The sequence below is a fragment of the Leifsonia sp. NPDC058292 genome (assembly GCF_042880955.1).
Lineage (GTDB): Bacteria > Actinomycetota > Actinomycetes > Actinomycetales > Microbacteriaceae > Leifsonia.
Window position 1 is genome coordinate 21890 of the sequence record NZ_JBHVYL010000019.1, and the last position, 19786, is coordinate 41675.

General features: G+C 68.5%; 20 protein-coding genes. 12 read left to right on the forward strand and 8 right to left on the reverse strand.

Features of this window, described 5'->3' with window-relative positions:
• The first annotated feature begins 51 nt into the window (after positions 1-51).
• From rplK to ACFVWR_RS11815, 5 genes are all read left to right on the forward strand, one after another.
• Positions 52-483 carry a 50S ribosomal protein L11 gene (gene rplK / locus ACFVWR_RS11795; protein WP_387211787.1) on the forward strand — a complete coding sequence of 144 codons (432 nt, stop codon included), beginning with the start codon at positions 52-54 and terminating at the stop codon, positions 481-483.
• A 90-nt stretch (positions 484-573) separates the two neighbouring features.
• Positions 574-1263 carry a 50S ribosomal protein L1 gene (gene rplA, locus ACFVWR_RS11800; RefSeq protein WP_387211789.1) on the forward strand — a complete coding sequence of 230 codons (690 nt, stop codon included), beginning with the start codon at positions 574-576 and terminating at the stop codon, positions 1261-1263.
• A gap of 211 nt (positions 1264-1474) precedes the next feature.
• Entirely contained in the window at positions 1475-3475 is a 2001-nt protein-coding gene (locus ACFVWR_RS11805; RefSeq protein WP_387211792.1) for a protease pro-enzyme activation domain-containing protein, read from the forward strand.
• A gap of 166 nt (positions 3476-3641) precedes the next feature.
• On the forward strand, positions 3642-4034 hold the full coding sequence (locus ACFVWR_RS11810; protein ID WP_387211795.1) for a ChaB family protein: 393 nt from the start codon (positions 3642-3644) through the stop codon (positions 4032-4034).
• Positions 4035-4078: 44 nt separating this feature from the next.
• A complete protein-coding gene (locus tag ACFVWR_RS11815; protein ID WP_387211798.1) occupies positions 4079-4612 on the forward strand; it encodes a GNAT family N-acetyltransferase in 534 nt (177 codons plus the stop codon).
• On the opposite strand, the gene ACFVWR_RS11820 is transcribed toward ACFVWR_RS11815, so the two are convergent.
• On the reverse strand, positions 4609-5577 hold the full coding sequence (locus tag ACFVWR_RS11820; RefSeq protein ID WP_387211800.1) for an NADP-dependent oxidoreductase: 969 nt from the start codon (positions 5575-5577) through the stop codon (positions 4609-4611). The genes ACFVWR_RS11815 and ACFVWR_RS11820 overlap by 4 nt on opposite strands.
• 187 nt (positions 5578-5764) lie before the next feature.
• Between ACFVWR_RS11820 and ACFVWR_RS11825 the strand changes: the two genes are divergently transcribed.
• Entirely contained in the window at positions 5765-6484 is a 720-nt protein-coding gene (locus ACFVWR_RS11825; protein WP_387211803.1) for a DUF998 domain-containing protein, read from the forward strand.
• A gap of 25 nt (positions 6485-6509) precedes the next feature.
• Here ACFVWR_RS11825 and ACFVWR_RS11830 read toward each other — a convergent pair whose 3' ends face one another.
• The 5 genes from ACFVWR_RS11830 to ACFVWR_RS11850 all read right to left on the reverse strand — a co-directional run bounded on the left by ACFVWR_RS11830 (position 6510) and on the right by ACFVWR_RS11850 (position 11768).
• Entirely contained in the window at positions 6510-7136 is a 627-nt protein-coding gene (locus ACFVWR_RS11830) for a YqaJ viral recombinase family protein (RefSeq protein WP_387211923.1), read from the reverse strand.
• 91 nt (positions 7137-7227) lie between these two features.
• On the reverse strand, positions 7228-8286 hold the full coding sequence (locus ACFVWR_RS11835) for a Gfo/Idh/MocA family protein (RefSeq protein ID WP_387211806.1): 1059 nt from the start codon (positions 8284-8286) through the stop codon (positions 7228-7230).
• 225 nt (positions 8287-8511) lie between these two features.
• On the reverse strand, positions 8512-9255 hold the full coding sequence (locus ACFVWR_RS11840; RefSeq protein WP_387211809.1) for a ThuA domain-containing protein: 744 nt from the start codon (positions 9253-9255) through the stop codon (positions 8512-8514).
• 3 nt (positions 9256-9258) lie between these two features.
• Positions 9259-10437, reverse strand: coding sequence for a Gfo/Idh/MocA family protein (locus ACFVWR_RS11845; RefSeq protein ID WP_387211812.1), 1179 nt, complete (start codon positions 10435-10437; stop codon positions 9259-9261).
• Between the two features lie 131 nt (positions 10438-10568).
• Complete coding sequence (locus tag ACFVWR_RS11850; protein WP_387211815.1) at positions 10569-11768, reverse strand: ROK family protein; 1200 nt, start codon at positions 11766-11768, stop codon at positions 10569-10571.
• Positions 11769-11910: 142 nt separating this feature from the next.
• Here ACFVWR_RS11850 and ACFVWR_RS11855 point away from each other — a divergent pair, with 142 nt between their 5' ends.
• The 5 genes from ACFVWR_RS11855 to ACFVWR_RS11875 are packed head-to-tail and all read left to right on the forward strand — an operon-like array spanning position 11911 to position 16509.
• The gene (locus tag ACFVWR_RS11855; RefSeq protein ID WP_387211818.1) at positions 11911-12654 is read left to right on the forward strand and encodes a sugar phosphate isomerase/epimerase family protein; all 744 of its coding nucleotides are present in this window, start codon (positions 11911-11913) and stop codon (positions 12652-12654) included.
• On the forward strand, positions 12651-13751 hold the full coding sequence (locus ACFVWR_RS11860) for a Gfo/Idh/MocA family protein (RefSeq protein ID WP_387211821.1): 1101 nt from the start codon (positions 12651-12653) through the stop codon (positions 13749-13751). Before ACFVWR_RS11855 ends, ACFVWR_RS11860 begins: the two co-directional genes overlap by 4 nt.
• Before the next feature lie 4 nt (positions 13752-13755).
• Positions 13756-14850 carry a Gfo/Idh/MocA family protein gene (locus ACFVWR_RS11865; protein WP_387211824.1) on the forward strand — a complete coding sequence of 365 codons (1095 nt, stop codon included), beginning with the start codon at positions 13756-13758 and terminating at the stop codon, positions 14848-14850.
• Positions 14843-15892 carry a sugar phosphate isomerase/epimerase family protein gene (locus ACFVWR_RS11870; RefSeq protein ID WP_387211827.1) on the forward strand — a complete coding sequence of 350 codons (1050 nt, stop codon included), beginning with the start codon at positions 14843-14845 and terminating at the stop codon, positions 15890-15892. Before ACFVWR_RS11865 ends, ACFVWR_RS11870 begins: the two co-directional genes overlap by 8 nt.
• A 35-nt stretch (positions 15893-15927) precedes the next feature.
• Positions 15928-16509, forward strand: a complete 582-nt coding sequence (locus ACFVWR_RS11875) for a pentapeptide repeat-containing protein (protein WP_387211830.1) — start codon at positions 15928-15930, stop codon at positions 16507-16509.
• Positions 16510-16594: 85 nt separating this feature from the next.
• On the opposite strand, the gene ACFVWR_RS11880 is transcribed toward ACFVWR_RS11875, so the two are convergent.
• Together ACFVWR_RS11880 and ACFVWR_RS11885 are read right to left on the reverse strand one after the other, a co-directional pair.
• Positions 16595-17266 carry an ABC transporter ATP-binding protein gene (locus ACFVWR_RS11880; protein ID WP_387211832.1) on the reverse strand — a complete coding sequence of 224 codons (672 nt, stop codon included), beginning with the start codon at positions 17264-17266 and terminating at the stop codon, positions 16595-16597.
• Between the two features lie 25 nt (positions 17267-17291).
• Positions 17292-18842 (reverse strand): ABC transporter permease, encoded by a 1551-nt coding sequence (locus ACFVWR_RS11885; protein ID WP_387211835.1) that lies wholly within the window; start codon positions 18840-18842, stop codon positions 17292-17294.
• Positions 18843-19028: 186 nt separating this feature from the next.
• On the opposite strand from ACFVWR_RS11885, the gene ACFVWR_RS11890 reads away from it, so the two are divergent.
• A complete protein-coding gene (locus tag ACFVWR_RS11890) occupies positions 19029-19784 on the forward strand; it encodes a response regulator transcription factor (protein WP_387211926.1) in 756 nt (251 codons plus the stop codon).
• Positions 19785-19786: the final 2 nt, after the last annotated feature.

Consider the following 19786-nt stretch of genomic DNA (forward strand, 5'->3'; position numbering starts at 1 on the left):
AGCCGTTCGGGTTTCATCCCGAACGCTCGAACACACAAAGAAGGAAGAAACATGGCACCGAAGAAAAAGGTCACTGGTCTGATCAAGCTTCAGATCAACGCCGGCGCCGCCAACCCCGCGCCGCCGATCGGTCCGGCGCTGGGTCAGCACGGCGTCAACATCATGGAGTTCTGCAAGGCCTACAACGCCGCGACCGAGTCGCAGCGCGGCAACGTCATCCCGGTGGAGATCACCGTCTACGAGGACCGTTCGTTCACGTTCATCCTCAAGACCCCGCCGGCGGCCGAACTCATCAAGAAGGCTGCGGGAGTCGCCAAGGGCTCCGGAGTTCCGCACACCAACAAGGTCGGCAAGCTGACCCAGGAGCAGGTGCGCGCGATCGCCGAGCAGAAGATGGCCGACCTCAACGCGAACGACATCGACGCCGCGTCGAAGATCATCGCAGGCACCGCCCGCTCCATGGGCATCACGGTCGAGGCGTAACCTCCCCGTTCACTGCCGACGGCAGCACTCACAGACATATCCGTGGCAGAGCCGGCCAGGCTCGCACCACATTCTCGATAGGAGAAACAAATGGCACAGAAGTCAAAGGCGTACCGCGCCTCGGCCGAGAAGATCGAGGCCGGAAAGTACTACACCCCCGCAGAGGCCGTCTCGCTGGCACGCGAGACCGGCTCGGCGAAGTTCGACTCGACCGTCGAGGTCGCGCTGAAGCTCGGCGTCGACCCGCGCAAGGCGGACCAGATGGTCCGCGGTACCGTCATCCTTCCTCACGGCACCGGTAAGACCGCGCGCGTCATCGTGTTCGCGACGGGTCCGGCCGCTGAAGCCGCGATCGCCGCGGGCGCCGACGAGGTCGGTGGCTCCGAGCTGATCGAGAAGGTCGCCGGTGGTTACACCGCGTTCGACTCGGCCGTCTCCACTCCTGAGCTCATGGGCCAGGTCGGTCGTCTCGGTAAGGTGCTCGGCCCGCGTGGCCTCATGCCGAACCCGAAGACCGGAACCGTGACGCCGGATGTGGCCAAGGCCGTGTCCGACATCAAGGGCGGAAAGATCGAGTTCCGCGTCGACAAGCACGCCAACGTGCACTTCGTCGTCGGCAAGGCCGGCTTCACCACCGAGCAGCTGCAGGAGAACATCGACGCCGCGCTCGAAGAGGTCATGCGGTTGAAGCCGTCCGCTTCGAAGGGCCGCTACATCCAGAAGGGCGCCGTGTCGACCACGTTCGGCCCGGGCATCCCCCTGGACGTCAACGCCATCTAGTCGTCGCACTCGTTCGAAGGCCCGTTCCGTGAGGAGCGGGCCTTCGTCGTCGGCGGATGCGCATCCGTTCACCGAAGTCTGTGAATGTTCACATGTGTAAATAAGTACGACAGAACTGTCTACCCCCTCTTGTGGCGGTAGAACTTCCAGGTTTACTCTCGCCAGTGGTGCGCGCCGCGCACCTTCTCACTGTCGAGTAAGGATGATGTTCATGACAACTCGCATCAGCCGGCGAGGCCTTCACAAAAGGTCTCTCGGAATCGTCGCCACTGCAGCAGCGGTGGTGGCCCTGTCGATGGCCGGGACGGGCGCCGCGAATGCGGCCGACCGTGTCTCGTACGCCGATTCGGTGCCCAGTTGGGCCACCTCCGCCAACGACGCTGGAGCAGCCCCGACCGACGCGACACTCGAGGGGGAGATCTACCTTCCTCTCCGCGACCAGAAGGGGGCGGAGGCGCTCGCCAAGGCCGTGTCGTCCCCGGTCAACCTGGCTTTCCGCAAATCCCTCAGCCCGAGTCAGTGGATCAACCGCTTCTCGCCCACGAAGGCGGACTCGGATGCCATCGTCAGCTTTCTGAAGACGGCCGGCCTCACGATCACGGCCGTGCCCGCCAGCCGGCAGTACGTGGTCTTCCGCGGAACGGCCGAGCAGCTCGGTTCGATCTTCGGCACGTCGCTGCACTCGTTCAACTTCGCGGGCAAGCAGCTCATCGCTCCGACCTCGGCCCCGACACTGCCGGCGAGTGTCGGCACGAAGGTGTCCGGTGTGAGCATCGAGCAGTCGCGCACCCTCACCAAGCCGGACTCGATCCAGCAGGGCGATCTCGGCGCATCCGGCGAACCCCAGGTCAGCCGCAAGTCGGTCGCCGCGGCGCCCGTCGTGGCGACGCCGTGCTCCCACTACACGGGTGAGCACGTGGTGACGGTTCCGCCGAGCTACAACGGGCAGACGCAGTACAGCACCTTCAACTGCGGCTACACCCCTTCGCAGCTGCGCTCGGCCTACGGCCTCAGCGACCTGAACAAGAAGGGCGTGAACGGTTCGGGCCAGACGGTCGCGATCATCGACGCCTACGCCAGCCCGAGCATCCTGAAGGACGTCAACACGTACTCGGCCGCGAACGGCGAGCCCGGACTCACGAACTCCAGCTACCAGCAGCTCGTTCCGAAACCGAGCGAATTCACCGACCAGGAGCTGTGCCAGTACCCGAGCGGGTGGCAGGGCGAGCAGACGCTCGACGTCGAGTCGGTGCACGGCATCGCTCCCGGCGCGCGCATCCTCTACGTCGGCGGCACGAACTGCGGCGGCGGCCTGGATGTGGCGATGTCGAAGATCCTCGACAACAAGCTCGCCACCATCGTCAGCAACAGCTACGGCAACCTGGGCGAGGCGGTTCCGGCCGACGTCATCCAGGGCGAGGTGAACCTGCAGCTGCAGGCCGCCGGTGAGGGCATCGGCCTCTACTTCTCGAGCGGTGACAACGGGGATGAGGCGGCCAACCTCGGCTACGCGTCTCCCGACTTCCCGGCCTCGTCGCCGTGGGTCACCTCCGTCGGCGGTACGAGCATGGGCATCGACAAGAACGGCAAGATGACGTTCGAGACGGGCTGGGGCGACACCGTCGACCAGATCGTCAAGGATGCCTCGGGCAACCTGACCTACGTCGAACCGCTCCCGGGTTCCCGCTTCGTCGGTGGCGCGGGCGGTGGCACCAGCGCGGTGTTCTCTCAGCCGGACTACCAGAAGAACGCGGTTCCTGCGGCCCTGGCCAACGGTCACCGGGTCTCGCCCGACGTGGCGGCGCTCGCCGACCCGTACACCGGGTTCCAGATCGGCATCCGCCCGATCATCGACGACGACACCCTCGAGACGGGCGACTTCATCAACGAGACGTACGGCGGAACCTCGCTCGCCTCGCCGATCGTCGCCGCCCAGATCGCGATCGTGCAGCAGCAGACGCACACGTCGATCGGTTTCGCGAACCCGACGCTCTACGGCATCAAGCGCGTGCTGCCCAGCAGCTTCCGTGACGTGCTGCCGCAGAACCCGACCCAGGCCGTGGCGTACACGAGCGCGACCAGTGGCAACAGCTACCTGGTGTCGTTCGATCAGGACACGTCGCTGAAGACGGCGAAGGGCTACGACAGCGTGACGGGCCTCGGCGGCGTCTCGTTCAACCTGCTCTCCCTGGTCGCCTCCGGACGCCACTAGCGTCTGCGCCTCGCTGAAGGCCGGTCGTCCCGCGGGGCGGCCGGCCTTTCGCGTGCTCGGGAGGTTGCCCCCGGGCATCCCTTCCTTCCCTTGACTCAAGGGATGCCCGGCGTAGCGTCGCAGGCGTCGTTCCGACGAGGGAGAGACGAGAGGGAGAGGAAACCTGATGCCTGCTTCGCAAGAGATGCCGTCGACGATCGAGCGGTCGGACAAGCACGCTCAGGAGCTCTGGTCGGCCGCGCACGACTCGGCCGTCGAGCAGTACGGGGAGGGTGAACGCGCCCATCGAACCGCGTTCTCGGCGCTGAAGAACCAGTACGAGAAGGTCGGGGACCATTGGGAGCGCAAGGCGGAGAGCGGCCCCTCCGACGCGAAAGCAGCGGGCGGCCGCGACACCGACGCACCCACGGCCGAAGGGGTCGACGCCAACGCCTCCACGAAGCACCTGCGGGACATCGCGGCCCGGCTCGGCATCTCCGGCCGGTCGAGGATGAAGAAGGACGAGCTCGTCGAGGCGATCAAGCAGGAGAACCGGCGCGAGACCGCCGCGAGCCGCTGAGCGGCCCGGCCACCCTGCGGCGCCGGCTCGAATACAGTGAAGGGATGACCGTGACCATCCGCCGCGCCGTGGCCGACGATGCGGGCGAGCTCGCCATCGTGGCCGCTGCGACGTTTCCGCTCGCCTGCCCGCCGCACACGACCGAGGAGGCGAAGGCGCGCTTCGTGGCCACCGTGCTCTCGGAGGAGCGTTTCGCCGAGTATGTGGCCGACGGCGAGCGGATGGTGCTGATCGCGCACGACACAGACGGTCAGGCCGTCGGGTACACGATGGTGAACTTCGGCGAGCCGGCCGACGACGACGTGCGCGCGGCCATCCGCATCCGCCCCACCGCCGAGCTCAGCAAGTGCTACGTGCTGGCGGGGCACCACGGCGCCGGAATCGCGACGCACCTGATGTCGGCGAGCCTTGAAGAGGCTGCCGCGCGCGGGGCCGCAGGGATGTGGCTCGGCGTCAATGAGGAGAACGCGCGTGCGCAGCGCTTCTACGCCAAGCACGGTTTCGAGCGGGTGGGCGCGAAGCACTTCCTGGTCGGCGACCGGATGGAAGACGACTGGGTGATGGAGCGCGAGCTCTAGCCTTCGGCCACCTTGACCACGATCTTGCCGCGGGTGTGCCCCGACTCGAGGGCGCGATGGGCGTCGGCGATCTGGTCGAGGGCGAAGATCTGGTCGACATGCGAACGCACGTTGCCCGACTCCAGCAGCCGGCAGATGACGGCGAGTGCGTTGCCGTCGGGGGCCACCTTGTAGTCGGTGCCGCGCACGCCGGCTGCCGTGATCTCCTCCTGAAACGTGGGCCAGCTGCCGGTCGGGGCGTTCACGATGAGACCGCCGGGCCGCAGCACCGACAGCGAACGCGAGCCGGTGTCGTCGTGCACGTTGCCGATCAGGTCGATGACGACGTCGACGTCGCGCACCGCATCCTCGAACCGCGTCGTGGTGTAGTCGATGACCTCGGCGGCGCTGAGCGACCGCAGCCAGGAGACGTTCTTGCTCGATGTGGTCGCGATCACGTGCGCACCGAAGTACGACGCGAACTGCACCGCGAAATGGCCGACGCCCCCGCTGCCGGCGTGCACGAGCATCCGCTGACCCTCGTGCGCCTTCGCCACCTCGACGACCATGCCCCAGGCGGTCAGTGCCGCGACCGGAACGCCGGCGGCCTCGATGTGCGACAGTGTGCTCGGCTTGCGCACGACGCTCAGGCTCGGCACCGAGACGTACTCTGCGTAGGTGCCGCTGAAGCGGGGGACCATCACCATCCCGAAAACCTCGTCGCCGGGCTTGATCGGATGCGCGGCATAGGGCGACTGCACCACCACCCCGCTGAAATCGTGGCCGAGCACGGCGGGGAAGTCTTTGATCGCCGAGAACACGCCCCGCCCGGCACGGGTCTTCGCGTCGATCGGGTTCAGGCCGGCGGCGACCACTTTCACGAGGAATTCGGCGTTCACGCGATCAGGCACAGGCACCTCGCCCACCGTGAGCTCGTCGGCGTCCCCCGCCCGTTCGAGCAGCGCGGCTCGCATGGTCGTCTGCATGTGTCGTCCCCTCGTCGGTTCGCACCTCAGTCAATCCCGACAATGATTCGCCGGTGTTACGACGGGGTCACCGCTTGTGAACAATCGGTTTCGGATACCCCCAGGCCGTTTCCGGCATTCCCTGGTTAGGATGCTCCTCGCGGCCAAGCGTCGCAACCCGAGACGACCGCTGACCCGAGGAGTGCCGGTGACCCGACTGCCGCGCGGCCGCGCGCCCCGGCTTCTGCGCATCGTGCGTCAGCCGTTCGCGATGCCGCTGCTCGCCCGCGGCTGGCAGCGTGCGACGCCCGTGCTGCTCGCGATCGGAACGGTCGCAGTGCTCGGCGGTCTCACCATCATCTGGGCGGCGCGGCTGACGGTGCCGTATCCGGTGTATGTCAGCGAGCTGGGAGCGAAAGGTGCGCCGACCGCCGTCGCGTTCGCCGTGGCGTTGCTCTGCATCGCGGCCGGTGGCTGCGCCATCGCGCTGGCCAGCGGTCACATCCGTTCGACGGCGCGGCTGCTGGGCCGGTGGACGCCGGCGCTGACGCTCGGCTTCGCCGGTCTGTGCTTCGTGCTCGCCTCGCAGGTCACCTGCACGGCAGCCTGCCCGGTTCCGCTGATCGACCCGCGCTCGACCGTGCAGGATCTGGTGCACACCGTCACGGCGGTGCTGGGCTTCGCGGCGGCGTGCTACGCGATGCTCCAGGTCGCCTTCGCGACTGCACTGCCGCGCATCGCCCGCTTCTCGCTGATCTGCTGCGTCATCGTCGCGTTGATCACCATCGTCGGCGGTCTGCTGGCGATCGTGCACGTGGCGACGGATGTGGGCGCCTGGCTCGAACTTGCCGGCACCACTGTCGCGATCGCCTGGCTCGCGGTGTACGGGGTGTCGCTCGTGCGCGTGCCGTCGCCCACTGCGGCCTGAGTCGTACTCTGCGCAGGTACGGGGGTCAGCTCGCGACGCGGGTGCGCCGTGCCAGTTCGGAGATGAGGTCGGTGGCGAGGGCGACCAGTTTCGCGATCTCGACCTCGTCGCGGTCGATCCAGACGCACTGCGGTTCGTCGTGCAGCGGAACGAAGTTCGAGTGCTGCTCCCAGACGAAGAGGGTGCGCTCGGCGCCGAGCACGTACTGCTGCCACCAGATCTGCCGTAGATAGTTGCGCGGAACGCTGCGGAACTCCTTGTTGGAGGTCTTGATCTCGGCGAGTTCGAGCGAGCCGGAGTGGCTGAGCGCCAGACCGTCGGGCGTCGCCAGGTGGCGGCGGTCCCGTTCGGCGTGGAAGAGGGCGTCACTCGGGTGGATCCCGTGGGTCGCCGCGACCCAGGAGGCGATCGCGGGCTCCCGCTCGCGCCCGTGCTGCGTGTAGACGTTGCCGCCGAACCCCGTGCCGTGCAGTTTGTCGTAGGCGGCGCTCATCACCGACCGCGGGGTGGAGAGTTTGGCGACATCGGTGGCCGTTATGCCCCGGCTGCGGGCACGCAGCCACGCGACCCGGTCGCTCGATCGTGCGACGACACGGCCGAGGTGGCCGCTGAGCCGCGGCTCCGCCCCCGCCGGGGAGCTCGGCTCCTGCATCGCGGAGGGTGCGCCCGGCTCCGGCGAGAGCTCCACCAGGGGGAGCGCGCGGGTCAGAGCGGGGTCGAACATCCTCCCATTCTGCCCCGTCTCAGTCGGCCGGACCGCCGCCCACGCCCACGGTTCCGATCTGTCGTCGCGCCTCGTCGATGGTGACGAGCGTGCTGATCGATTCGTCGAGCGGATGCAGGGGAGACTCCGTGAGACCGTCGGCCACGTAGCGGGCGAGCGCGGCGGCCTCGTAGACCATGCCGTCGCGTCCGTGGCGGCCTGAGGTGTCCGTCCAGTGCGCCGCAGCGCTGCCGTCACCGCGGAAGAACCGCAGGCCGCTCGGCGACCAGAACGGGCTGTCGGTCTCGACGCGCCCCGCGGAGCCGCTGATCGTGGCGAGCGACGGCGTCGCTGCCCGCACGCCGGTGCTGAGGAGCGCTTGGGCGCCGTCGGCCGACGTAAGGATGAGGGCGGCCTGCTCGTCGACGCCGGTCGGTGCGAGGCTCCCGCTGGCGATGACCGACTCGGGTGCCCCGAGCGCGAACGACGCCCACGAGACGGCGTACACGCCGAGGTCGAGCAGGGCGCCGCCGCCGAGGGCGGGATCGAACATGCGACTCGCGGGATCGAAGTCGGCCGCGAATCCGAAGTCCGCCGTCACCACGCGCAGATCCCCGAACGCGCCATCGTCGAGCAGCTGGCGCACGATGTCGGTCTGGGGCAGGTAGCGCGTCCACATCGCCTCCATGGCGAACACGCCCGCCTGCCGGGCGGCCTCGGCGATCGTCGTCGCGTCCCTGGCGGTCACCGCGATCGGCTTCTCGATCAGCACGTGTTTTCCCGCGCCGATCGCGAGCGTGGCGAGCTCGAGGTGCTGCGGATGCGGCGAGGCGACGTAGACGACATCGACCTCCGGATCGGTGACGAGCTGTTCGTACGACCCGTAGGAGCGCTCGACGCCGTGCGCCGCGGCGAAGGCGGCAGCGCGTTCGGCGGAGCGCGAGCCGGCGGCCACGACGCGCTGTCCCGAGTGGCCGTGCAGCGCATCCGTGAAGTCGGCGGCTATCGCCCCGGGCGCGAGCACCCCCCAGCGCAGCGCGGGAGCGTCGGCGGGGTCGGGGTGGCGTGGTGCGGGGAGCGTGTCGAAGGGGTGCGTCATCGGTCCAGTCTTTCTCACTCGGTCATGTTTTCGGCGCCAAACGGTTGACGCCATCGCATTGCACATCTAAGGTAATAAATACCTGAGGCTTTAAAGCTTCAGGAGAAGGGGCGCGCGGTACCCCCGCTATCCACCGCGCGCCCCCGCACAGCCTGTCCCGACCAACAAGCCGGGGCGCACGAACAGAGTCCCCCCACCCCTTCGTGCGCCCCTTCCTCTTCGGTGTCAGCGCGGCCAGACGCCGGCGTCGGGGTTCGACACCTCGGGCTCGCGCCGGACGCTCGACGCCGGCGCCGCCCAGGTCACGCCGTTCGCGAGAACACGCCGCACCTGCGGGTGGAAGTACACCGGGTACTCCTGGTCGCCGGGGCTGAAGTAGAAGATCTTGCCGCGACCGCGGGTGAACGTGACGCCGGAGCGGAACACCTCGCCACCGGTGAACGAACTGATGAACACCAGGTCGTCGGGAGTCGGGATGTCGAAGAACTCGCCGTACATCTCCTGCGCCTCGATCACGATCGGCTGCTCCACACCTTGGGCGATCGGATGTGTGGGGTTCACGTTCCAGACCAGCTCGCGCTCGCCGCCTTCGGGGTTGCGCCAGGCGAGCGAGCAGGTGGTGCCGAGCATCCGGATGAAGATCTTCGAGAAGTGCCCCGAGTGCAGCACGATCAGTCCCATGCCGCCGAGCACGTGGCGTCGCACCCGCTCCACGACCTCATCCGACACCTGGTCGTGGGCGATGTGGCCCCACCAGAGCAGCACGTCGGTGTCGGCGAGCGTCTGCTCGGTCAGGCCGTGCTCGGGGTCGGCCAGCGTTGCGGTGCGGATGGTCGCATCCGGCCCCAGCAGCTCGCCGAGCCCTTCGGCGATGGCGCCGTGGATGCCGGCGGGGTAGATGGCGGCGATCTCGGGCTGGGTGGCCTCGTGGACCCCCTCGTTCCAGACGGTGACGCGAAGTGCGCTCATGGGTCAGACTCCTGTCGAAGCGGTGGTGGATGCGGTGGGCGCCTCGGATGCGTCGGCGGCGGACTCGGCCGAGGCGGCGTGGTCGAGGCGCACCTCGGCGCCCCGCGCTGCCGACTCGTAGGCCGCGTCGATGATTCGTGCGCGTTCGAGCGCGACCGTTCCGTCGTAGCGGGACCAGTTGGCCTCATCGGCGACGTGTTCGAGGAACGTCTCCACGACGGCGGTGTGGCCCCGGCCGGGGTCGGCCGCGACGGTGATGTCGGCCGTCGCCTCGCCCTCGCCGGTGAAGATGGTCAGCTCGCCGGCCGGGGCGTAGTCGACGACCCGCAGGTCGGCGCCTCCTTCGGTGCCGTAGAGCGTGATGCCGAACTCGTCTCCGGCAGGGCGATAGGCGGCCCAGCTCGTCTCGAGCACGAGCGAGCCTCCGCCCTCCAGCCGCAGGAGAACGCTGGCCAGGTCTTCGACCTCGTACGCGCTGCCCACATCCTGCTTGCCGCCGGCCGCACCGCCGCGCCCGCGCGTGCCGAGCTCGGAGTGGGTGACGGCGGAGACGGCGATCACGCGCGGCTCGCCGAACAGGTGCATGGCGTAGTCGAGCACGTGCACGCCGATGTCGATCAGTGGTCCGCCGCCCGCCATCTCGCGGTTCGTGAACCAGCTGCCGAGAGCCGGGATGCCCGAGCGCCGCAGCCAGGTGGCGCGCCCGTGGTACGGCCGGCCGATCTGGCCGGCGTCGATCGCCGCCTTCAACGCCTCGATATCGCCACGCCGGCGGTGGTTGAACGCGACCTCGAGCACGCGCCCGGCGGCGTGGGCCGCGTCGACCATGTCCTGCGCCTCGGCGGCGGTGCGTGCGATCGGCTTCTCGCTCAGCACGTGGATGCCCGCCTCCAGCGCTCCGACCGTGATCGGCGCGTGCAGAAAGGTGGGCACGGCGACGCTGATCACATCGAGGTCGCCGTCGGCCACGAGCTCTTTCCAGTCTCGGTAGAGGCGGGTGAGGCCGTAGCGCTCGCCGAGCTCGGCGCGCGGTGCGTCCTCCATTCCCGCGATGGCGACCAGTTCGACACCGGGAAGCGTCGAGTACGCCTCCATGTGCTGCTGTCCGGCCCAGCCGAGCCCGACGACTCCGGCCCGGAGCGGGGCGCGGGTGCTGCCTGTGTTTGCCGTTGCGATGCTCACGACGGTCCTTTCCGATTGTGGTGTTCTGGTGGTGGGTGTTTGGAGGGAGGGGCGGCGGAGGTGGCGCCGGTCGAAACGATTCGATTCTGCGTCGAGTCTCGTCTTTCCCGCGCCTCGCGACAAGGGTGGGGTCAGCGCCCCAGCGATCTGGATGGGCTGCCTCTGTCGGCGTCGGGATCGAGCGCGTGCTGGATGACCATGATGGCCGCCCCGAGCACACCGCCCATCTCGCCCGCCCGAGACTGCGTGATGGTCAGGTACTGCGTGGCGAGCGGGGTGGAGCGCTGATAGACGACCTCGCGCACTCCGGCGAGCAGTTGCTCGCCGACGCGGGAGAGGCTGCCGCCGACGATCACGACGGACGGGTTCAGCAGGTTGACGCACGTGGCGATCACCTCGCCGAGGTCGCGGCCCGCCTGCCGGATGGCCTGGAGCACAGCAGGGTTGCCGGTGCGCGCGAGAGTGACCACATCCTCGCTCGTCGCCGCGGGGATGCCCGCCGCCGTGAGCGATCGCGCGATGGCCGGGCCGCTCGCGAGGGCCTCGAGGTCGGCATCCTGTGCACCGTGGCTCGGGGTGTCTGCGCCGAACGGCACGCGCACGTGGCCGAGGTCGCCCGCCGACCCTTGCGCGCCGCGCTGGAGCCGGCCGCCGTTGATGATGCCGGCGCCGATGCCGGTGGCGACCTTCACGAAGAGCAGATCGGACTGGTCGGGCCACGCTGTCGCGTGCTCGCCCAGAGCGAGGAGGTTCACATCGTTGTCGACCAGCACCGGCACATCGAAGGTGCGGCGCACGTACGACGGGATGTCGAACCTGTCCCAGCCGGGCATGATCGGCGGGTTGACCGGGGTGCCGGTGGAGTGTTCGACCGGGCCGGGAACGCCGATGCCGATGCCGATCAGGTCGGCTTCGGCGCGGTTCGATGCGGCGAACAACGCGGACGCGGTGGTCAGTGCCCAGTCGAGCACGGCCTCGGGGCCGTCGGTGATGAGGATGCGGCGCGACTCGCTCTGCAGGATCGTTCCGGCCAGATCGGCGATCGCGACGACGCCGTGCGTCGCCCCGAGGTCGACGGCGATGACGATGCGCGAGCTCGGGTTGAAGGCGATACGTGCCGGCGGTCGGCCACCCGTGGAGACATCGTCGCCGGCGGGTGCGACCAGTCCGGTGGCCGTGAGGCTGTCGATGCGAACGGCGATCGTGGAGCGCGCGAGGCCGGTGAGTTCGGCGAGCTGCGCGCGCGTGCGGGGGATGCCGTCGCGCAGGATCGTCAGCAGTGGCGCTGCGTCGGGCGCGACCAGCGTCTGCTCGCGAGCGCTCTCGGTCATGACGTCATTGAACCACACCGATTCCCGGCGATCCAAAGACTGTTTCGGATCGAGCTACTTTTGATTGACAATCGGCAGAAGTCTGCTTGAATGGAGGTGCGCTCCGAGCGCCACACAACCGATCCACTCGACGAGGAGAACAGTGTCGAAGTCCAATCTCTCCGTGCAGCTCTACACCGTGCGTGAACTTCTCACCGAAGACACGGTAGGCACGCTCAAGCGCATCGCCGACCTGGGGTTCACCCAGGTCGAGCCGTTCGCATTCCTGTCCTTCGGCGATGACCTTCGCCGCGGTCTCAGCGAGGCCGGCCTGACGGCGCCGACCACGCACCAGAGCTTCATCGGCGGTGAGCTCGAGCCCGTGTTCGAGGCCGCGAAGTCGCTCGGCATCGAGACCGTGATCGACCCGTTCGTCGACCCGGCGCGGTGGCAGACGGCCGAAGGCGTCGACGAGATCGCCGCCCAGCTGAACGAGGCCGCGGCGGTCGCCGCGAACTACGGCGTGCGCGTCGGCTACCACAACCACGCCCACGAACTCGAGGCGACGATCGACGGCGTCACCGCCCTCGAATACTTCGCCGGCAAGCTCGACGACGCGGTCGTGCTGGAGGTCGACACCTACTGGGTGGCCGTCGGCGGTCACGACCCGGTGGAACTGCTCGCGAAGCTCGGCGACCGCGTCGTCGCGCTCCACATCAAAGACGGCCCCGCCACCACGGAGACGAAAGACCAGGTCGCCGTCGGTCAGGGCTCGCTCCCGGTCGAGGCGATCATCGCCGCAGCGCCGAACGCGCTGCGGGTCATCGAGCTCGACGACTCGCGCGGAGACCGTTTCCAGGCCGTCGCCGACAGCTTCGAGTTCCTCACCGCCAAGGGTCTCGCGTGAGCGCCGGCCGCGTCGGGGTCGGCGTCATCGGCGCCGGAGTCATCAGCACCGAGTACCTCAAGAACCTGACCACCTTCCCCGACCTCGAGGTGCGCTTCATCGCCGACATCGACCTCGCCCGCGCCCAGGCGCAGGCGGAGGCGTTCGGCATCGCCGGCTCCGGATCGGTCGAGCAGCTTCTCGCCGACGACGGCATCGAGATCGTCGTGAACCTCACCCTTCCCCGGGTGCACGTGGAGGTCGCCCTCCAGGCGCTCGCCGCGGGAAAGCACGTGTGGAGCGAGAAGCCGTTCGCGCTCGACCGGGCGAGTGGCAAGCAGCTGCTCGACGCCGCGCACGAGAAGGGTCTGCGCGTCGCGACGGCGCCGGACACGTTCCTCGGCGCCGGCATCCAGTCGGCCCGTCGCCTCGTCGAGAGCGGAGCCATCGGCGCCCCGCTCACCGCGCTGACGCTCATGCAGAGTCCGGGGCCCGAGTCGTGGCACCCGAACCCCGACTTCCTCTTCCAGGAGGGCGCCGGCCCGCTGTTCGACATCGGCCCGTACTACCTCACGGCGCTCGTGCAGCTCTTCGGTCCGGTCGCGCGCGTCAGCGCCGCCGCGTCGAAGTCGCGCGAGACCCGTGTCATCGGCTCGGGGCCGCGCGCCGGTGAAGAGTTCGCCGTCACCGTTCCCACCCACGTGAGCGCCCTCTACGAGTTCGAGAGCGGACAGACGGCGCAGAGCATCTTCAGCTTCGACTCGAAGCTCGGTCGCACGCAGTTCGAGGTCGCGGGAGTCGACGGCACCCTCGTCGTCCCCGACCCGAACACGTTCGTCGGCGAGCTCCTGGTGCACGGAGCCGACGGCATCGAGACGATTCCCGCCACCGGGTCGACCAGCAGCCGGGGAACCGGCGTGGTCGAGCTGGCCAGAGCCATCCGTGCCGGGCAACCGGAGCGCGCTTCGGGCGAGCAGGCCTACCACGTGCTCGACATCATGGTGTCGACCATCGAGGCGGGGCTCTCCGGCCAGCCGGTCGCGGTGGAGAGCACGGTCACGGTCGCGCCGGCGCTGCCGGAAGACTGGGACCCGCGCGCGGCGACCCTCGGGGAGTGATCGCGTGAGCGCAGCCGAGCCCATCCGCACCGCGATCATCGGCGGCGGATTCATGGCCGAGGTGCACTCCCGGGCCGCCCGCGCGGCCCGGGCTCAGCTCGTCGGCGTGGTGTCGTCATCTCCCGAGAAGTCGGCGCACGTCGCCCAGACGCTCGGGATCGAGCGGGCATACGCCTCCATCGACGAGGTGCTCGTCGACGACTCCATCGACGTGGTGCACGTGTGCACCCCGAACGCGCTGCACGCCGAACAGGCGGCAGCGGTGCTCGCTGCGGGCAAGCACGTGGTCTGCGAGAAGCCCCTGACCACGACGGTCGCCGACGCCGAAGCCCTCGTGGCCGGGGTCGGTTCGCTCACCGCGACCGTTCCCTTCGTCTACCGGTTCCACCCGATGGTCAGGGAGGCCAGGGCCCGGTTCCGCTCCGGCGAGGCCGGCCAGGTGCTCAGCATCAACGCCTCCTACCTGCAGGACTGGTTGCTCGGCGTCGACGACGACAACTGGCGCGTCGATTCGGAGAAGGGCGGCCGGTCGCGCGCGTTCGCCGACATCGGCTCCCACCTCGTCGACCTCGTCGAGTTCGTGAGTGGCGACAGGGTGTCGCGCCTGGCCGCCACCAAGAAGACGGTGTTCAGCGAGCGCGCATCCAACACCGCGATCACGACGGAGGATGCGGTGGCCGTCGTCATCGAGACGCGCTCCGGCGCCCTCGGCACGCTGCTCGTGTCGCAAGTGGCCCCGGGTCGTAAGAACCGCCTCTACCTGGAGATCGCCGGAAGCGCCGAGAGCGTGGCGTTCGACCAGGAACAGCCCGAGACGCTGTGGGTCGGCAAGCGCAAGGGCAGCATGCTCATCCCGCGCGACGCCGACCAGCTGGCCGACGATGCAGCCCGGCTCTGCGTCGTGCCCTCGGGCCACGCCCAGGGCTATCAAGACGCGTTCAACGCGTTCGTGGCCGACACCTATGCGGCCATCGGCGGGGCGAATCCCGAAGGACTGCCGCGATTCTCCGACGGCCTGCGCGCCGTTCGGGTGACGGATGCTGTGCTCGACTCGGCCGAGGCGGGCACGTGGATCGAGATGGGAACACAGAATGACTGACACCAACGGCGCCGCAGCGGGCAAGAAGCTCGAGAGCACGCATCCGGTCACGCTCTTCACCGGGCAGTGGGCAGACCTCACGCTCGAAGAGGTCGCCAAGCACGCGAGCGAGTGGGGATACGACGGGCTCGAGATCGCCGCATCCGGTGAGCACCTCGACGTGTGGCGTGCCGCTGAGGACGACGCGTACCTGCAGGGCAGGCTCGACATCCTCGACAAGTACGGCCTCAAGGTCTGGGCGATCTCGAACCATCTCAAGGGCCAGGCGGTCTGCGACGACCCGATCGATTTCCGTCACCAGGCGATCGTCGGTTCGAAGGTGTGGGGCGACGGAGAGCCGGAGGGTGTGCGCCAGCGTGCCGCCGAAGAGCTGAAGCTGACCGCGAAGGTCGCCCGCAAGCTCGGTGTCGACACGGTCGTCGGCTTCACGGGTTCGAAGATCTGGCCGTACGTCGCGCAGTTCCCGCCCGTTCCCGCCGACGTGATCGACGCCGGCTACCAGGACTTCGCCGACCGATGGAACCCCATCCTCGACGTGTTCGACGGCGAAGGGGTGCGGTTCGCCCACGAAGTGCATCCGTCGGAGATCGCCTACGACTACTGGTCGAGCGTGCGCTCGCTCGAAGCGATCGACCACCGCGAGGCGTTCGGCTTCAACTGGGACCCGAGCCACATGATGTGGCAGGACATCGACCCGGTCGGATTCATCGTCGACTTCAAAGACCGCATCTACCACGTGGACTGCAAAGACACGCGGCTGCGCCCGAAGAACGGCCGCGCCGGCGTGCTGGGCTCGCACCTGCCCTGGGGCGACCCGCGCCGCGGCTGGGACTTCGTCTCGACCGGTCACGGCGACGTTCCCTGGGAGGACTCCTTCCGCGCGCTCGAGTCGATCGGCTACACCGGCCCCATCTCGATCGAGTGGGAAGACGCCGGCATGGACAGGCTGCACGGCGCGAAAGAGGCCGTCGGCTACATCCGGTCGCTGCTGTGGGATCTGCCGACGGCATCCTTCGACGCCGCGTTCAGCAACCAGGGCTGAACGCGGTCGTCGGCCGCTGCTGCTTGGATGGAGGCATGGAGTCGACGATTCGGGGCGAGGATTGGTACGGACGCGAGCTCGACGGGGCTGAGTTCACCGATGTCGAGTTCGTCGACCTCGATCTGACCGAGGCGGTCACTCGTGCCGCGGTGTTCACCGGCTGCACGTTTCGGAACGTAAAGTTCAACGTCTCCAAGCACACCGACTCGGCGTTCGTGAACTGCACCTTCACCGGCTGCAATTTCTTCGACGCCGGGTTCGAGCGGTGCAAGCTGACGGGAAGCACGTTCGACGGGTGCGAGTTCGGGCTGCTGAAGGTCACCGGCGGCAACTGGTCGTTCGTGGGGCTTCGGGATGCCGACCTCGCGGGCGCCGAGTTCGCCGGCGTGCGCCTGCGCGAGGCCGACCTGAGCCGCGCCCGCTGCGTGGGAACGACGCTGACCGGCTGCGACCTGTCGGCTTCGGCCTTCGAGCGCGCCGACTTCAGCAAGGCGGATCTGCGCGGCAGCGACATCACCGGTCTCGACCCCCAGACGGTGACGCTCACCAACGCGGTCATCGATGAGCGTCAGGCCGTCGCCATCGTGGAGTCGCTGGGCCTCATCGTCATCGGCTGACTTCTCGCGAGTGTGGCCGCTCCGGTCGAGCGTGACCGGTGTGCCGGGCACTCTCGACCGAAACGGCCACACTCGGCGAACGGGGTCAGGCGACCTCTTTGACCTGGCCGTGCTTGATGTGCAGACGGCGCTGGGCGCGCTTCGCAACCGCGCTGTCGTGCGTGACGATCACGAGCGTGAGCCCGCGGTCGCGCCAGAGACCTTCGAGAAGATCCATGATCTCGTCGCGGGTCTCCTCGTCGAGGTTGCCGGTCGGCTCGTCGGCGAGCAGCACGTCGGGGTCTTTCACCAGGGCGCGAGCGATCGCCACCCGCTGCTGCTGACCGCCGGAGAGCTCGGAGGGCAGGTGAGTGCCGCGATCGGCGAGACCCACCGACGCCAGCGCTTCCGTCGCGCGGCGCCTGCGTTCGACGGCGGTCACCTTCAGCGGTGCGAGCGCCGTCTCGACGTTCTCCTGGGCGGTGAGGGTCGGGATGAGGTTGAAGCCCTGAAAGACGAATCCGATCTCCGTCGCGCGGATGGCGGTGAGCTTGCTGTCCCGCAGACCCGAGAGGCTCGACGATTCGAGCTGAACGGTGCCCGAGCTGGGTCGGTCGAGCGCGCCCAGCATCTGCAGCAGCGTCGACTTGCCTCCGCCGGTCGGCCCTTGGATGGCCACGAGCTGGCCATCGGGGATCTCGAGGGTCACATCTTTCAGCGCGGTCACATTCCGTTTCGACTGCGTGTACGTCTTGGTGACGTTGGTGAGGGTGTACATGGTGTTCTCCTGAACGGTGTGACGGCTAGGCGACGGAGCGGAGGGCGGCGGCCGGGCGCAGACGCGAGGCGCGCCATCCGCCGATCGCCCCGGCGATGAGGCCACCGAGCACGGCGAGGCCGACGGCGATGACGATGATCCACACGGTCACCGGAGCGTGCAGCACGATGTCGGTGGTGGAGGCGGCCGCGCGGCTCGCTTCCCGAGCGGCGCCGAAGCCCTCGCCACCACCGAAGCCGGCGCCGGGTGCGGCCGTGCTGCCGCCGGTGGCGGTGCGCCCTGCCTGTCCGGCGGCGGTGGCGAAGCCGTTGCCGACGCCGCCGGACAGAGTCGGTGAGACCAGGTTGACCACGAGCACGCCGATCAATCCGACGGCGATGCCGATCACGCCCCCGATGATGCCCTGCACCACCGATTCTCCCGCCACCTGGCCGACGATGCGTCGGTTGCTCCAGCCGATGGCCTTCAGCGTGCCGAACTCGCGGGTGCGGCGGGTGACGCCTGAGATCGTGAACAGGATCGCGATGAGGAAGGCGGCCGCCAGCACGATGATCGAGAGCCAGGTTCCGAGGTTTGCGATGAGCTCTCCTGCCGTTCCGAGCGAGCCCGAGACGCTGGAGGCCAGGTCGGCCTGCGTGCTCACGGTCGCCGTCGGCAGCGCCTTCGTGAGGTCGGCCTTGATCTGATCGATGTCGCTCGACGACGCCGCCGTCACGTACACGGCGCTGATCTTGTCCGCTTGGCCCGAGAGCGTCTGCGCCACATCGAGCGGGATGTAAGCGTTCGCCGCCGTAGTCGAGTCGCTTCCGGTGGCCGTGACGATGCCGGTCACCTTGAAGTCGGTGCCGCCGATGGTGACGGTGTCGCCGACGGCTTTGCTCGCTGTCTTTGCGTAGGCGGCATCCAGCACCACCACGTCTTTGCCCTTGTCGGCAGCGGTGAAGGTGCGACCGCCGGTCAGCGTCACCGAGGAGAGCGGGCCGACCGACTTGCCCGCCGGATCGAGTCCGATCACCGAGAACGAGTCGACGGTGAACGAGCTGCCGCCCGCTCCGTCGGCGCCGCCGGTCGGGGGAGCGGTCGACGCGTCGCCACCCTCCCCGGGCTTGGTGCCGGTGCCCTGCTGGCGCTGCTGGAAGTCGGGAAGCGTGCCGCTGAAGCTCGTGTTGGTGAGCGAGAGCACGGATGCTGCGGCCGCCACGTTCTGCACCTTGGCCGCCGTCGCCAGCGCGGTGCTGGCCATCACCGTCGCTCCGCGGGTCGGCTCCAACCGGGAGGTGTCGACGGTTCTGCCGCTTCCCGTGTCGGTGCCGGCGTCGGCGCCGAAGTCGAAGCGCGGGCCGCCGCCGGCGCCCTGCTGGGTGGACGCGGCTTGCTCAGTGGCGGGCTCGGTGACGGTGATGTCCGTTCCGACGCCGTAGACGGCTTGGAGCACGCTCGCCTGGGCTTGCCTCACCCCGGTGGAGACGGAGTTGACGATGATGACGAGGGCGATCGCGAGGGCCATGCCCACCGCGATGATGATCGTCTGCTTGCGGCGATTGACGAGCTCGCGACGCAGATAAGTGCCGAACATAGGCTTCCAGATTCTCGATGTGATGCGGGGATTCCCACTGGACAGGACGACGGTATGGATGACGGATTTGGGCGCACTGTGGCCGGCCTATGTTTCTGCTGGGTCGCCGGGGGAATCGTTCACAGACAGCGCATAGGTTTCGCATAGCCGGCGCGGAGTCGACTCGCGATAATAGGAAAGGTGACCATGAACTCCCGGGCTGTCCCCGGCACCCCCAGCCAAGCCCGCACCCTTCTGCGCCGAGCCGACGGCAGCGCGATACGCGTGCTCGTCGTCGACGACGAGGCGACACTGACCGACCTCCTGTCGATGGCGCTCCACTACGAGGACTGGGACGTCAAGACGGCGTCGAACGGCCAGCAGGCGCTCAGCATCTCCCGCGAGTTCAAGCCGGATGTGGTCGTGCTCGACATCATGCTTCCCGACATCGACGGGCTGCAGGTGCTCTCCCGGATGCGCGCAGACGGCAACGAGGCGCCCGTGCTCTTCCTGACGGCGAAGGATTCACTCGACGACCGCATCGCCGGGCTGACGGCGGGCGGCGACGACTACGTGACCAAGCCGTTCAGCCTGGAGGAACTGGTGGCGCGCCTGCGCGGACTGCTCCGCCGGTCGCGCGCGGCGGTCGCCGATCAGAGCGATCCCGTGCTCATCGTCGGCGACCTGGTGCTCGACGAGGACAGCTACGAGGTGCACCGCGACGGCGATCCCATCCAGCTCACCGCCACCGAGTTCGAGCTGCTGCGGTTCCTCATGCGCAATCCGCGGCGTGTGCTGAGCAAGACGCAGATCCTCGACAGGGTGTGGAGCTACGACTTCGGCGGATCCTCCAGCGTCGTCGAGCTCTACATCTCCTACCTGCGCAAGAAGATCGACTCGGGCCGCGAGCCGATGATCCACACCGTGCGCGGCGCGGGTTACATGGTCAAGGCCGCGACGTGACC